Source organism: Moraxella cuniculi DSM 21768, from assembly GCF_900156515.1.
GTDB classification, from domain to species: Bacteria; Pseudomonadota; Gammaproteobacteria; order Pseudomonadales; family Moraxellaceae; genus Moraxella; species Moraxella cuniculi.
This window is the reverse complement of sequence record NZ_FTNU01000002.1, coordinates 168,591-183,814: the sequence shown is the minus strand read 5'-3', so window position 1 is coordinate 183,814 and position 15,224 is coordinate 168,591. Positions and strand designations below refer to the sequence as shown.

Annotated in this window: 14 protein-coding genes; 2 read left to right on the top strand and 12 right to left on the bottom strand. The window is 40.8% G+C overall.

Annotation, left to right across the window (positions count from 1 at the left end):
* Window positions 1-129: 129 nt before the first annotated feature.
* Genes BW928_RS02460 through BW928_RS02450 form a run of 3 tightly spaced genes read right to left on the bottom strand, consistent with a single transcriptional unit; the run spans window position 130 to window position 2,939 of the window.
* Window positions 130-792 (bottom strand): hypothetical protein, encoded by a 663-nt coding sequence (locus BW928_RS02460; RefSeq protein WP_076554647.1) that lies wholly within the window; start codon window positions 790-792, stop codon window positions 130-132.
* Window positions 785-2,317 carry an Eco57I restriction-modification methylase domain-containing protein gene (locus BW928_RS02455; protein WP_076554646.1) on the bottom strand — a complete coding sequence of 511 codons (1,533 nt, stop codon included), beginning with the start codon at window positions 2,315-2,317 and terminating at the stop codon, window positions 785-787. Before BW928_RS02455 ends, BW928_RS02460 begins: the two co-directional genes overlap by 8 nt.
* Entirely contained in the window at window positions 2,310-2,939 is a 630-nt protein-coding gene (locus tag BW928_RS02450) for a DNA methyltransferase family protein (protein WP_076554645.1), read from the bottom strand. The genes BW928_RS02455 and BW928_RS02450 overlap by 8 nt, the downstream gene beginning before the upstream one ends.
* Before the next feature lie 74 nt (window positions 2,940-3,013).
* Between BW928_RS02450 and BW928_RS11595 the strand changes: the two genes are divergently transcribed.
* Window positions 3,014-3,196 (top strand): hypothetical protein, encoded by a 183-nt coding sequence (locus BW928_RS11595; RefSeq protein ID WP_159434533.1) that lies wholly within the window; start codon window positions 3,014-3,016, stop codon window positions 3,194-3,196.
* Window positions 3,197-3,372: 176 nt separating this feature from the next.
* Here the strand turns inward: BW928_RS11595 and BW928_RS02445 are convergent, their stop codons facing one another.
* The 9 genes from BW928_RS02445 to dnaA form a co-directional block, all read right to left on the bottom strand.
* The gene (locus tag BW928_RS02445; RefSeq protein WP_076554644.1) at window positions 3,373-4,548 is read right to left on the bottom strand and encodes a type III PLP-dependent enzyme; all 1,176 of its coding nucleotides are present in this window, start codon (window positions 4,546-4,548) and stop codon (window positions 3,373-3,375) included.
* Window positions 4,549-4,702: 154 nt separating this feature from the next.
* Entirely contained in the window at window positions 4,703-5,101 is a 399-nt protein-coding gene (locus BW928_RS02440) for an FKBP-type peptidyl-prolyl cis-trans isomerase (RefSeq protein WP_228144115.1), read from the bottom strand.
* Window positions 5,102-5,111: 10 nt separating this feature from the next.
* Window positions 5,112-5,597 carry a septal ring lytic transglycosylase RlpA family protein gene (locus BW928_RS02435; RefSeq protein WP_076554643.1) on the bottom strand — a complete coding sequence of 162 codons (486 nt, stop codon included), beginning with the start codon at window positions 5,595-5,597 and terminating at the stop codon, window positions 5,112-5,114.
* A gap of 165 nt (window positions 5,598-5,762) precedes the next feature.
* On the bottom strand, window positions 5,763-6,104 hold the full coding sequence (locus tag BW928_RS02430) for a hypothetical protein (protein WP_076554642.1): 342 nt from the start codon (window positions 6,102-6,104) through the stop codon (window positions 5,763-5,765).
* Between the two features lie 144 nt (window positions 6,105-6,248).
* Window positions 6,249-7,808, bottom strand: a complete 1,560-nt coding sequence (guaA, locus tag BW928_RS02425) for a glutamine-hydrolyzing GMP synthase (protein WP_076554641.1) — start codon at window positions 7,806-7,808, stop codon at window positions 6,249-6,251.
* A gap of 150 nt (window positions 7,809-7,958) precedes the next feature.
* A complete protein-coding gene (gene gyrB / locus BW928_RS02420; protein WP_076554640.1) occupies window positions 7,959-10,415 on the bottom strand; it encodes a DNA topoisomerase (ATP-hydrolyzing) subunit B in 2,457 nt (818 codons plus the stop codon).
* A 224-nt stretch (window positions 10,416-10,639) separates the two neighbouring features.
* Window positions 10,640-11,884: a DNA replication/repair protein RecF gene (gene recF, locus BW928_RS02415; RefSeq protein WP_076554639.1), complete on the bottom strand. Its 1,245-nt coding sequence runs from the start codon at window positions 11,882-11,884 to the stop codon at window positions 10,640-10,642.
* 5 nt (window positions 11,885-11,889) lie between these two features.
* The gene (gene dnaN, locus BW928_RS02410) at window positions 11,890-13,050 is read right to left on the bottom strand and encodes a DNA polymerase III subunit beta (RefSeq protein ID WP_076554638.1); all 1,161 of its coding nucleotides are present in this window, start codon (window positions 13,048-13,050) and stop codon (window positions 11,890-11,892) included.
* Window positions 13,051-13,096: 46 nt separating this feature from the next.
* Entirely contained in the window at window positions 13,097-14,458 is a 1,362-nt protein-coding gene (dnaA, locus tag BW928_RS02405; protein WP_076554637.1) for a chromosomal replication initiator protein DnaA, read from the bottom strand.
* A gap of 609 nt (window positions 14,459-15,067) precedes the next feature.
* Between dnaA and rpmH the strand changes: the two genes are divergently transcribed.
* The gene (gene rpmH, locus BW928_RS02400) at window positions 15,068-15,202 is read left to right on the top strand and encodes a 50S ribosomal protein L34 (protein ID WP_003662232.1); all 135 of its coding nucleotides are present in this window, start codon (window positions 15,068-15,070) and stop codon (window positions 15,200-15,202) included.
* Window positions 15,203-15,224 lie beyond the last annotated feature (22 nt).

Here is a 15,224-nt window from a genome sequence, read left to right as displayed (position 1 = left end):
TACCCCGCCTAACGGCGGTACTTCCCCCGCAAGCGGGGGCAGATCAATTTGATCTCCCCCCGTTTACGGGGGGAGGTAGGAGGGGGGCAATTTGCAAAAATTTTTAAAAATCTTACCGCTTGTTTACCATTACATTCTTGGTCTTAACTCTAATTTCAATAAATCATTTGCTTTTTTATTGAAATAAAAATCTTGATATTCTTTTGCAAGGTATTCATAATCAGGCATCAAATATGGTGCATTGTTATTTAATCCATTCGGTGAAACAACTAAATGCAACTTATCCTTCAAATTATGAATTTTTATAAACTCTAAAACCAATTCTTTTGGTTTTGGTTCTTCATTCCAAAGGTCGTATTCTTTAAAATCTTTCCCTTCTTGCATTGCAATTTCTTTTCTAAATCTCGCTTTCATTTCTCTAATAATATAGCCAAAGCAAGAAACTAAATTTTGCATTGGTGTTCTAGGATTACCAAAGCTGGTAATACTAAACTGTCTCTTATTTTGATTATTTTTGTCCATTAGCCAAAAACAATATCCATTATAATCCTGAGGCTTATCCACATAGAAAATACAATTTTCAAGATCAAATTGCTCTTGAATAGTTATACTTTCATTATGATAATCTTCTAGAAAATCAATTAGATCGAAAATATCATCTTGATCCTCTACTTCATTATTCGGCAATGATGTTGTTTTATGCAAAATAGCCTGTAAATGCTCTTTAAATTTTCCTTTTGTAGGAAAAGTAACTTGTCTTGTTTTTAAATAATGTGGTTGTGCTTTAGCCATTGCTTAACTCTATCGGTCTTACCATTTTTTCAATAAAGTCAATTTCATCTTGGCTTAATCCGTATTTTTGATAAAGTTCTTTATCTGTCCACGGTTTAGAAAAATCTTGGATTGGCACTAATTCATAAACCCTTTTAGGGGCATCTTGTGTATTTTTCTTTAATAAAACCATAAAACGGAAAAATTTTGTTGAAATATAACTCATTACATTTAAGCAAATTTCTTTACTTTCAAAATCGCCAATAAGTAAATAAGTTTCTGTACAACAGGTTTTTGGTGCACCGTAAATCGGTTTATTTAAAATTTGGTGTGGAAATCCCTCTCCTGCTCCATAAGCTCTACCGATATAAACCTTATGTTTATCAATCCATTGATGATTAAGTAATATAGAACTTCTTTTTACATATCCTTTACCGCCATTTTGATACAAAATGATATTATCTTTCGTATCTGTATAAGAATTGGGATTTCCCTTAACATTTGTTGCTAATCCAAAAGGTTTTCTTGAACTAACCAATTCACTAAAACTATCTTCTTTAAAAGCTAGAATTTTTCTTAAAATCGAAATCCCTTCATTGTAACGAATAAAAATATCTAATCCTTTTTCTTTTAAAGGTCTTGTCATTTGAGATATTTTCTCGCCATTCTCATAAGTCGTAATTAAACAATCGCCTTGATAATTTTTCTCCCAAATAAAATAATTCACACCGCCTTTAATATCTACCCCGGGGAAACAATCTATGGCATTTGGAAAATCGTGAATTTCTTTAATTCTTTTATCATTCAACATTTCATCTCGAAATTCATCTAATCCTTTTCCACCAGCAAACCAACGGCTTGGAGTAATCATTATTAAATAATCAGGATTTAATTTTTTTGCTTGCTGGATAAATTTGTGATAAATCGGGGCAGCACTTGCCTGAGCACCTCCATCACTCAACTGATACGGCGGATTGCCGATGATGACATCAAATTTCATTTTTTCTAATCCTAATGTTTTTCTTGCTTGGCTATGGATAAACGCATAGGCGTGGTTTTCAAGGGAAAAAGTGCGGTCGTAAACCGCCTCGCTCGCACCACATTCCACGCATTTTCCGCCCTCCCAAATATGCTCACTTTTTGGCTTGAAAATGTTGCCCTCGTCTTGTTCAAACACGGTGCAAACGGAATTTTCGCCATTCGCTTTTTTGGAACAGTAGAGGCTACGGCGAGAGAGCAAGGCGGTGAGTTCGGTGATGGCGATCCCGTAAAGTTGTTGACTGAAAATGTGGTTGAGCCGTTCTTGTAAGTCGGGGATTTGCGTTTCTAACCCGATAATTAACCGCTTGGCAATTTCTCGCAAAAATACGCCCGATTTGCACACGGGATCGAGAAATTTGGCGTTGCGGTCGCGCCATAATCGTTCGGGTAGGCTGTCAAGCATTTGGTTTACGATATTCGGCGGGGTGAAGACTTCGTCATTCGATAAATTCGCCAAACAGCTTAATACGTCAGGGTTGTAGTTGATGGAAGATAAATCACGCATTGCCTAGCTCCAAAAAAGTGGTGAGGGGGTATTCGGTGTTTGTGGGTTGGGGGATAAAGGCTGGGTTGCCTTCATCGGAAAAGAGAGGGAGATCGCTGAGGTTGTCCACCAGATCACGATAGACAAAATCTCGCCGTTGTACTTGCCAACGCACGACTTTCCATTCGGTAAAAATGATGTCTTGACCGTCGGCGGTTTTGAGGGTGAGGGCGTCACCACAAAGGATATTTTTGCTCAAAATAAGCTCGACCGCTCGGCAGTATTCCACCTTAAAACTGTTCGGATAGTGCCGTTGGTAATGTTCACAAAATTGGGTTAAGAGGCGTTGGCGACACTCCGCCACGTTGTCGGGCAAGAGTTCGATCCCGTATAGGCTCGTTACCGCAAGCACCGCATTGCGTTCGTAGTTGAGCTGGATTTTTTTGTGCTTTTGAGCGACCGCATCTAGCTTGCGTGCCAAAATCGCGGAGAGAAAATTGCCCGTTCCGCAGGCAGGTTCTAAAAAGGTTTTTTCGGGATTGGCGGCTTGATCGGCAACCAAATCGAGCATTGCATTGACTTCTCGCTCGTTGGTATAGACCTCGCCAAAATCGGCGACACGTTGTTTGGATTTAACTTGCATAGCGAACCGCCTTGCAAGCTAAAAAATTTTTGACAAAAAATCCTGCAACAAGCAACTTGTTACAGGTCAGACAAATGGAAAGATTTTGGGTAGATTTTAAGCTAGGTACGCAGGTACGCAGGTACGCAGGTACGCAGGTACGCAGGTACGCAGGTACGCAGGTACGCAGGTACGCAGGTACGCAGGTACGCAGGTACGCAGGTGTATTATGTCTTGTGCAAATAATTTGTCAAGATAATACATACATTTATCCTTGATTATAGGGCTTTAATTTTTGCAAATTTAAAGCATTGTGAATACAAAGCCAATTTTCACAGATTGTGCAATAATATTATCATAAATACTCAACCACCATCAAGCTAACAAAATAGCTTAATGGTGGTCTAATATAACTTTAAATAATTTTAACCAGCTCAATGTTCCACATGAAACATCACTTGATATATTTTACCTTCAATGGCGGAAAACCATTAAACTCCACCGATGAATAAGAATTGGTATAAGCCCCTGTGGTCAGCCAATACAGCTTATCACCAATCTCAAGGTTCTGTGGTAGTTTGTAGGCAGCATTTTCGTACATAATGTCAGTACTATCACAGGTCGGCCCTGCCAAGATTACCGTGCCTTTTTCGGTGGCAGTTTCCATTTTTGGTGTATAAACAGGGTATTTAATCGCCTCGCCAAGCGTCTCAATTAACCCTTGGAACAGCCCAACATCAGTATAGACCCAGCGGGTTAATTCTGTGCGTGATTTGCGGCTAATCAGCACCACTTCAGACACCAGCACGCCACTATCACCAACCATAGAACGGCCCGGCTCTAGGATAATCTCTGGCATTTCATCTTCATCAAAATCCTCAGACAAATAGCGGTGAATCTCTTCGGCGTAGACACTAATTGGGTTTACCTCACTGATATAATTGGTTGGAAAACCGCCACCCAAATTAATCATTTGCAGTTTAATGCCTTCTTCGTATTTCATCCAGTCAAACATATATTTGACCTTCGCCAAAGCATCGTCCCACGCTGCCACATCTTTTTGCTGACTGCCAACATGAAACGAAATGCCATAAGGCACAAGACCTAGATTTTTGGCCTGTACCAATAAATCAATCGCCATATCAGGGTGGCAACCAAACTTACGAGACAGCGGCCATTCGGCAGTATCTGCACCATGTACCAAGATACGCACAAACACCTTTGAACCAGGGGCGTTATTGGCAATATTAATCAAATCAGCCTTAGAATCTGTGGCATACAATCTGATGCCCTTTTCATAAGCATATTTGACATGGTCAGCTTTTTTGATGGTGTTGCCATAAGAAATACGATCAGGCGAAACGCCACAGCCCAGCACACGATCCAATTCATAAATGGACGCACAATCAAAATTTGACCCCAAATCCGCCAAATAATTCACCACCTCAACAGCAGGGCTTGCCTTCATGGCGTAGTGAATTTTTGCCTTTGGGAACAAATTCACCATCTCTTCATACTTGGTCTTAATACGGCTCAAATCCACCACCAAAAGCGGCGTTTCTTCGCCCTTGGCAGCATCGGTGAATTTTTGCCATTGTTGTTTGTCAAAATATTGATCGATTTTAATCATGCTTAGCTCCCTGTTATTAAAGTTATCTGTGCAACAACCCATCTGTATTGCAATTATCAATTGTACTTATCATGGATTATCACACAGTTTTTTGGTTTTAAAATCAAAAACCTGCCATAGTTATTATAGCAGGCTTTTGGGTATCAGACCATTGTCAGTCATCACGGGTTTTTACCTGCAACAAAGCAATCTCAAAGTACAAATCAGAATGCGGTGGAATTTTGCCCACATGGCGCTCGCCGTAGCCCAAATGAGCAGGCACAACAAGTCTTCTTGTGCCGCCAACTCTCATCGGTTCAAATGTTGGCAAATCCAACTCAATGCCCCATTTTTCGCATAATTTTTGACCGATTTTATCGCCCAATACGCCCAAATCCCAGCCTTTTATCACTCGGCCTGTACCAATGACACACTCAAATCCGTGTTCATGAGACGCATCAAATATCGTGCCATCAGCCAAGCGACCTGTATACTGAGCCGTGATTAACGCCCCACGCTCAGCAGCCTTGCCTGTGCCAATCACCACATCCTCTACCACAAACTGCGACATAATCACCACACTGTTAGTCATTTGTTGGGTTTGCCAGCACCACTTTTACTGTGCGTGTGGTTGTTACTGCTGCGATTTTTGATAATGCTTCATCAACCTGACTGGCAACTGGAGCGGCATCTGCTACCAGATTTGTATCTTTGTTATCAGCGACATCAGCGTCATTTGCAAGCTCGATGGTAACTCTGGCACGACCTTGCGACAAGGGAGCGATTTTGGCAAATGCCCCTTTGGACAAATCCAGTGCAATGCCATATTTACCAAATCCGCCACGGTCATTGACACGACAAACCACCGATTTGCCATTGGCGACATTGGTAACTTTTAGGCGTGTGCCAAATTTGTGCTTATTGCTGGCACAAGTCATGGCATTTTGGTTAAAAATCTCGCCACTTGCCGTCTTGCGACCGTGGAATTTTCCGCCGTAATAAGTTGCAACCTGCTGGGCATGTACAGTTGTGGCACTTATTGCAATCGCCACCGCCAGAAACTTTTTCATGGATTTCTCCTTATAGATTCAAACCGCCAATAATAACCAAAAACCGCCAAAAAATATATCTTTTTTGGCGGTCATTGACATTTTTTAACAATGATTATTTAATATTACTCAATTATTGCTGATTTACTACAAAATCCCCAAAAAAAGAGTTTTTAATCAGACAAATCAATATACTTTTACATAAGAATCATAAATTTCTACCCTAACTGTCGGGTTGCCACGCACGATTCTTTTGATTACTACTGGCGATAGGTTGCTTCTTTTTACTTTTTCTTCAAATCTGGCTCGACTATCAGCATCGCCCAGACCGCACTCCCATGAGCCTGCATACGTCCTTTCTTGGCGTAAAATAGCAGCGGCTGCTTTTTTGGTTACAGAATTACCCAAAAATTTACCACTGGTGTTAAATTTATCATCATTGCTAATATAAGTTGTGTAGCTGCAATAATAAGCAAAGCTGCTTGAGCTTATCAATGCCAGTGCAACAGCTGCCAGATATTTTTTCATCATTTTCTCCCAATTGGTTAATAAATACATTGTTAAGGAAAAGGCTATCATAATCAAAAAAAAACAATCTTTATTTTTTAAAAATCACAAAAAAAACCGCCAATTGCTGTCATTGGCGGTTTTATTATAAAAATTTATATCAAATTATTCCCATTCGATGGTGGCAGGTGGCTTGCTTGATACATCATACACCACGCGTGAGACATCGCGGATTTCGTTCATGATGCGTGTTGAAATTTTATCAACAAGCTCATACGGCAGATGGGCAAAGCGAGCAGTCATAAAATCTACCGTCTCCACTGCACGCAAGGCAATCACCCACGCATAGCGTCTGCCGTCACCAACCACACCAACCGATTTGACAGGTTGAAATACCGCAAAGGCTTGAGCAGTTTTGTCATACCAGCCAGACGCTCGCAACTCCTGCATAAAAATATCGTCCGCCACACGCAAAATGTCAGCATATTCTTTTTTGACCTCGCCCAAGATACGCACGCCCAATCCCGGACCTGGGAACGGATGACGATAAATCATATGAGCAGGAATGCCCAATGCCACACCAAGTTTACGCACTTCGTCCTTAAACAAATCACGAAGCGGCTCAACCAACTCAAATGCCAAATCGTCAGGCAACCCGCCCACATTATGATGCGATTTAATCACATGAGCCTTGCCCTGCTTGCTTGCAGCTGACTCGATAACATCAGGATAAATCGTGCCTTGTGCCAAAAATTTCACGCCATCTAACTTGCGTGCCTCTTCGCTAAATACCTCAATAAACTCACGGCCGATGATTTTTCTTTTTGCCTCAGGGTCGGTAACGCCTGCCAAAGCCCCCAAAAATCTCTCTTCGGCATCGGCACGAATGACACGAATGCCCATATTTTCGCCAAACATCTGCATCACTTGATCGCCTTCATTAAGGCGTAGCAAGCCATTATCAACAAATACACAAGTCAGCTGATCGCCAATGGCACGATGCAACAACGCTGCCACCACCGAACTATCAACACCGCCCGACAGACCCAGCAAAACCTTATTATCGCCAATCTGCTGTTTTAATTGAGCAATACGCATCTCAATGATATTGTCAGAATTCCACTCGCTGCCACAACCACAGATTTTATGAACAAAGTTTGCAATCAACTCCACACCTTTGGCGGTATGAGTAACCTCAGGGTGAAACTGCACACCATACAGCTTGCGATTCTCATCACTGGCAGAGGCAAATGGGCAACTTGGCGTACTAGAAGTGCTTACAAACCCTTCAGGAAGGCGGGCAACCTTATCTCCATGGCTCATCCATACTTGGGACTGATTATTTTCATCAGCGATGCCGTGTAGGAGTTTATCTTGATGCGTGATATCAATTTTGGCATAGCCAAATTCATGCACCACACCTGCCTCTACCTTACCGCCCAGCTGCTCTGACATGGTCTGAAATCCATAACAAATACCCAAAACAGGCACGCCCAGCTCAAAAACCACCTGTGGTGCTCGTGGACTGCCCTCAATATGCACACTTTCTGGGCCGCCTGATAAGATTATGCCTTTTGGATTAAAATTGCGGATATCTTCTTCTGAAATGTCATAAGCGTACATTTCACTATATACGCCAGCTTCACGCACACGGCGAGCAATCAACTGGCTGTATTGTGAGCCAAAATCAAGAATTAAAATACGATCAGCGGTGATATTGGTCATGGCAAATAATTTCCGTCTTGGTGTGTAATGAGTGGTTATTTTAGCATTTTTTGGTGATAAAACTAAGGAAAACTGCCACAAATCGCATATTATTCATGGCAAAATTCCAAACAAATTTATAAAACAAAATACCGATTGCTTCATTGCCAATCAAGCATCAATATCTGCATTTAGAGCATTTTCTTCGATAAAAATACGGCGTGGCTCAACATCATCACCCATCAAGCAACTAAATAAATGGTCGGCTTTTATCGCATCTTCGATGGTGATTTTGAGCATACGGCGATTTTCAGGATCCATTGTTGTCTCCCATAACTGCTCTTTGTTCATCTCGCCTAGACCCTTATAACGCTGCACATCAACGCCACGGCGAGCCGCCAGCATTAGTTGCTGCCAAAGATGGTCAAAATCCTTAATCGCCAAATCTTTGTCATTGCGGCGTAAAAAAGCATCTTCGCTTAACACAGTGTTCCATTGAGTGCTAAGCCTTAATAAACGAGCATAATCCGACGATGCCAAAAATCCCAAATCCAGCAGGTATTGTTGTGGCAAACGATGAACATATACCACCACCTTGGGCAGCCACTGGGCATTTTCATCGCCAGAGATAACCTGCTCCAGCTCCACCGTTGCCTCAAGTTTTGGTGCCAGTTGGTTTATTTTATCTTGCAATAATTTTGCCCATGTGGTCATTTTTTGATAATCGCCAATATCTGCGGTGTCAAATTTTGGCACAAAGGTCAAAGCATCAAGCACAGCCGCTGGATATTTTGCTTGCAGTTTGTTTTTGACAGCTTGGCTTTGGCTGTAGTCTTTTAGCAACTGCTCAAGAGCCAATCCTGTGACAGGCGGCGTATCTTGGCTGACAAACAGCTGATGGTCATCAATTGTTGAGGACAATAAATAAGCATCCAAAGCCTCAGTGTCTTTTAGGTATACTTCCTGCTTGCCACGCTTAACCTTGTACAGTGGTGGCTGGGCGATATAAATATAACCTCGCTCAATCAATTCAGGCATTTGACGGAAAAAGAAAGTCAAAAGCAAGGTGCGAATATGGCTACCATCGACATCGGCATCGGTCATGATGACAATTTTGTGATAGCGGATTTTATCAGGATTATACTCATCTGGACCAATGCCTGTACCCAGTGCGGTAATCAGCGTACCAACCTCGGCACTGGAGAGCATTTTGTCAAATCTTGCTCGCTCAACATTTAGGATTTTGCCCTTTAATGGCAAAATTGCCTGCATTTTGCGATTACGACCTTGCTTAGCACTACCACCTGCCGAATCACCCTCGACAATGAATAATTCAGACAGTGCAGGGTCTTTTTCTTGACAATCTGCCAACTTGCCGGGCAAACCTGCAATATCAAGCGTACTTTTGCGGCGAGTCATCTCTCGTGCCTTGCGTGCTGCATCGCGTGCCCGTGCCGCCTCGATAATCTTGCTGGCGATGGCTTTGGCTGCCGCTGGATTTTCAAGCAAGTATTCAGACAACCTTTCGTGCATGGTTGTCTCAACGGCTGATTTTACCTCGCTTGATACCAGCTTATCTTTGGTTTGGCTACTAAACTTCGGGTCAGGCACCTTGACCGAGATAATCGCTGTCAGACCCTCGCGTGCATCATCACCTGTTACTTGCACTTTTTCTTTTTTGCCGATATTTTCGCTGTCCATATAGGTATTTAGACAGCGAGTCAATGCCGAACGAAATCCTGACAAATGCGTACCGCCGTCTTTTTGTGGGATATTGTTGGTAAAGCACAGCACTTTTTCGTTATAACTGTCCGACCATTGCAACGCCACCTCAACTCCGATGCCTTCTTGCCCATCAGCGGTAAAGTGAAAAATTTCGTTTAAGGTTTGTTTGCCACCATTGATATAATTAACAAATTCTGACAAACCGCCTTTATGCTCAAACACCTCTTTGGTGCCTGTACGCTCATCGGTTAGCACAATACGCACGCCAGAGTTCAAAAAAGACAATTCTCGCAAACGCTTGGCAAGAATATCATAATCAAAGGTCGTTACACCCTTAAAAATCTCAAAACTTGGATAAAATCTGACCTGCGTGCCTGTCTGTGATGAAGCTTGTAATCTAGCAAGCGGTGCATCAGCAACCCCATCGGTATAGCTTTGTGTATGTGCAAAGCCATCACGCCAAATATTTAATACTAGTTTTTTGGACAGGGCATTTACCACCGACACACCAACGCCGTGCAAACCACCTGAAACCTTATAAGAATTATCATCAAACTTACCACCAGCATGCAGCACAGTCATGATGACCTCTGCCGCCGACACCCCTTCTTCAGGGTGAATATCCACAGGAATACCGCGGCCATTGTCCATCACAGACACCGATTCATCATCATGGACAACAATATTAATCTCATCACAATGACCTGCCAGTGCCTCATCAATGGCATTATCCACCACCTCAAACACCATATGATGCAGACCTGTACCATCGTCAGTATCGCCAATGTACATACCAGGGCGGACACGCACCGCCTCAAGTCCACGCAAAACCCGCACATTTTTGGCGGTGTATTCCGCATTTTGTCCATCGACCTGCTGGCTGCTGCTTGTGGTTTCGGTCATAGCAAATCCTTAAACATAAACTTGAAATAATTTCAGGGTTTTTCCCAAAATATTTAAACAAAATAACGCTTATTATAGCATAAATCAGCCATAGATTGTATCGGTTTTCTAAGCCCAAACACACCTTGTTCTTGATTTTTAAACAGTTATCCAGTTTTTATAAATCCAAACCTATCAGATGAATAATTATTATTAAAATTAAAATACTAATAAAGATTGACTGGTTAATCTGCGTACATAAGAGCAAATTCACCCTGTTTCACATGAAACATATGATAAGATTTTTGTTGATTTTCAGACACATTTTGCCCATTTGATTGGTTGTATTGTTTATTGGTATTATTATCACCAGTGTTATTTAATTGATTGATTTTTAATAATATTTCATCATGAATGGCATTATTTAAGCTACTGATAATAACCTGACAGGGCAAAGATAGTACCGTATCTAACAATATCGACACAGCCGCAGCATCCAGCTCGGCATCAATATCATCAATCAATACAATCGGTGGATTATCCAACATCACTCTGCCTTGTGCAACAGCATGACAAATTAACTGCAATTGCGACAATCTTAAAGCAGTAATGAGCAGTTTTTTTTCACCTCGTGAAAGAACATGGGTTGCCTGCTCACGAATCTTTTGACCATTTTGATGCTGTATTTTTAGCATAACCGCAACATCAGCACGATGAGCCCCTATGCGAGTATAGCCCAGCTCTATATCTTGTTTTATTCTTTTATTTAGTATATCTAATAAATTATGCTCAGTATCAAACCCTGCCAAATACTGCAAATAAAGTTTATTATGATATGCTGGCAACAGTCTTGCTATCATTTCATCAAAGCATTCAATCCATTGATAAAACACCTCCTCTCTGCATTCATGCAATGTTTTTGCATAGATTGACAGCTGCTTATCCCAAGCAGCAAGCTGGCTAATGTTTTGATTTATCGCAGGATTTTTTAGTAAAGAATTTCTTTGTTTTAATAATCGCTGATAATGAAGCCAGTGCTGGTAAAATTCAGGTTTCATGTGAAACGCCAACCAATCCAATAATTGTCGTCTCGAGGCACTGCCTTCATCAAGTAAATTCATACCAACAGGGTCAATTAATAAGACTGGCAAATGCAGGCTTAATACACTTTGGCTTGCGACAGGTTGTTCATTAAATCTTAATAATGTATCCGATTTACCAGCCGTATCTATCTTTTTTTGAATTGCCAGAGATGCACTTTGTTGTTGCTCACTGGTGGTTGCCCAGATTGTGCAAGATGATTGATGATAACTGATATAACGCTTGGATTCATGATGGCGAAAACTTCTGCCACGAGACAGCAAAAACACCGCTTCCAATAGCGATGTTTTGCCACTGCCATTTTCTCCAATCAACAAATTACACTCAGCCAAATCCAGTACAGCTTGGCTAAGATTTCGTAATTGATGAATTTGTAATTTATTTATCACAACAATCAGGTGCTACGCATTGGCATGACAACATACTGATGCAAATCATCACCAATTTGATAAATTAGTGCAGGTGAGCTTGGTTGGTTCATCTGTAGACAAATATCTCCCTCAAGCACATTAAGCACAGCTCGCAGATAACCTTCATTAAATGTCAGCTCAATCGGATTGCCCTCATAGCCAACAGCCAATACTTCCTCTGCCTCGCCATGTGCTTTGTTATTCACCCCCACTTTACAAGAATCAGCATCAGCAAAGTTTAACACCACACCAGGATTTTCTTTACTGTTTAATACCGAAATACGACGCAAAACATCAACAGCCTGTTCTTTATTAATGATTGCTTTTTTGTCATTATTGGTTGGCAAAACACGGCGATAATCTGGGAATTTACCCTCAATCAAGCGTGCAGATAAACTAACTTCAAGCTCTATGGCGGTTTCATCATCAATCAAAGTCAGCCCAACTTGCAAAAATTCACCGTCAAAACCAAGCTCAACAACACCGTCCTCATCTTGGGTTTTGGCAAGCTCTAATAATAACCGCTCAAGCTCCAACACAGCCTTACCCGGAATAATCACCTGACTGGCTTCATACTGATTGGTCAATAAGCGATGTGCCACCGCCAAACGATGTCCATCTGTTGCCACCGCCGTCAATTTATCACCATCAATATCAAACAACATACCCGTTAGGTAATGACGAACATCTTGGGTTGCCATGGCAAAACGAGTATGATGAATCAAGCTGGTTAAATCATCCTGACTGATGGTTACAACATTGCTCGCCGTTGCCGTACCAATGCTTGGAAAATCAGCCGCTGGTAAAGAACTAAGCACATAGCGACCCTTGCCACTGGTAATCACACAACGCGTGGTATTTTCTGGTGCGTCAATCACCACCGTTTCTTCAGATAATGATTTACAAATGCTAAAAAACATTTCGGCAGGCAGAGTTGTCGCCCCTGGCTGAATGCACACGCCTTCAGCAATGGCAAAGCGTGTGGTTAATTCAAGCTCCAAATCCGATGCTGTTAAGGTTAAAAATTTCTCCTCCAGCACCAGTTTGATATTACCCAAAATTACATAGCGATGGCGTTTGTCAGCTGCTTTTACCACCATGTTAATGGCTTTAATTAATAACTCTCGATTGATAGATAATTTCATAAAACTTATACACCATGTTAATCAAAATTAGTAAACAAACCTGCCCTTAGACATATTCAAGCATCATTTTTAGCGAATGATAGTCTTTTTCAATACTAGCATCAATCTCTCTTAGTTCATGAATCTTTTCACAGGCATGCATGACAGTGGTATGATCTCGCCCACCAAATACTTGTCCAATCTCAGGAAAGCTGTCTCTGGTAAGTTCGCGAATCAATGCCATTGCCATCTGTCTTGGGCGGGCAATTTGGCGAGATCGCTTTTTACCAATCAAATCCTTTGGCGATACATCATAATATTTTGCCACCAAATCTCGGATATTTTCAGCATTTAGTGCTTGGATACGCACCTGTATTTGACCTTTGATCGCACGCTTTACAAGCTCAATGCTAATGGGTTCATTACCCATTAAACTTGCCGCTGCCAATTGCACATTTTTTAATGCACCCTCAAGCCCTCGCACATCAGGTGGTAGGTTTTGAGCCATATAAAACGCACAATCTTTTGGCAAATCAAGATCCAGCACAGCTGCCTTTTTTTCCAAAATTTGCACCCGCATATCCATATCTGGCGGTTCAATCGCCAATTGCAAAAAGGCAGATAATCTGGAAATACCACGATCGCCAAAGCTATCAAGCTGTGAAGGCGGTTTATCCGAGGCAAGAATCAGCTGTTTTTGCTTGCCATGGGTAGAAAAATCATCAACCAAATTCATCAAAACATCGTAGACTTTTGGCCCTGTTTTGACACCAAACATATGCACATCATCAATAATCAGTAAATCATGCTGACATATATTTTTTATCAATTGATCGATTTTTTTTGCATTAAACGCCTTGACTATCTGACTATAAAAATGATCTTTTGTAAAATAACAAAAAGACTTCTCGTATCTATGATAGCGATGGGCAACCGCCTGCATCAAGTGCGTCTTACCAAGCCCTGATGAACCATAAATAAAAATTGGACCATAATTGTGATTACTGTCTCTTTTGGACAACTCATTACAGGCATTATACGCCATAGAATTTGACTTTCCTTTAACAAAGGTATCAAAGGTAAAAGCAGGATCAATTGGCAGCCCTTCAACGGAATTTTTTTTCTTTGCGGTTTTGTTGCTTGCCGCCTGATTGTCAGATTTGGTCGGCGTGGTATTTACCATAACATCGACACGAACTGACTGTATTATTCCTTGACTGATTTTTTGAACAACCTCGGTAATTTTTTCTAAATAATTATTTCTTAAGTGTTTTGCCCACATTGGATTGACAGCAAGCAATACCAACTCATTGCCATCAATTTCTGCTTTTAACTGCTCAATCCACTGATAATATTCTTTTTCTTCCAAGACAAATCGCAGTTCGGTCTGACACTGCCGCCATAATACCTCATTTTCAACCTGATTCATAACCTGCCCTACAATTTTATCTTTTATCAATCAGCCTACCGCTTATCTGCTTGGCTGTATTTTAATCAATATAACCATCGCCTGTTTAAACTCATTACAAGCGTGAGCAAATAGTACCATATTTTACCCAAATAGCAAGCATTATTTTTGTGGATAACTTTATGAATAACTCTGTGGATAACTTAAAATTGCCAATTTTCCCCAAAAATAAAACAAATTATTAACATTAATTTCCACAATATAAATATATGATTTTTATTAAAAAAATTAAGTTTTCCACAAAATTTTTTAGCTTTATTATTATTATATTTATCTATATGTTTTAATAATAGCTCGATTACAAATCTGTGGATAACTTTTTTTGAAAAATTAGCAACTAACAAAAACAATATAAATTTTCTAGCCGAAAATAAAGATAAAATTTTAAGGCAGTAATCTTAAAATCAGCTGTTAATTTTTTAAATATTGACCTAATAATTTTATTTTGTTATAATTAAAAGGTTTTCTATCTTTTAGAGTGAAAACATTAACTAGTTAATTATCATTGTTGTTTGTCGTACTACGAACAACACCGCTTGCTTTTCAAGCATCAACATCTTAAGGTGAATTATGAAGCGTACATTTCAACCAAGCGTTTTAAAACGCAAACGCACTCATGGTTTTCGTGCTCGCATGGCAACCAAAAAAGGCCGTCAAGTCTTGGCTCGCCGTCGTGCAAAAGGTCGTCATCGCTTGACCGTATAAGCGAAAATCAAAAGCACCGAAT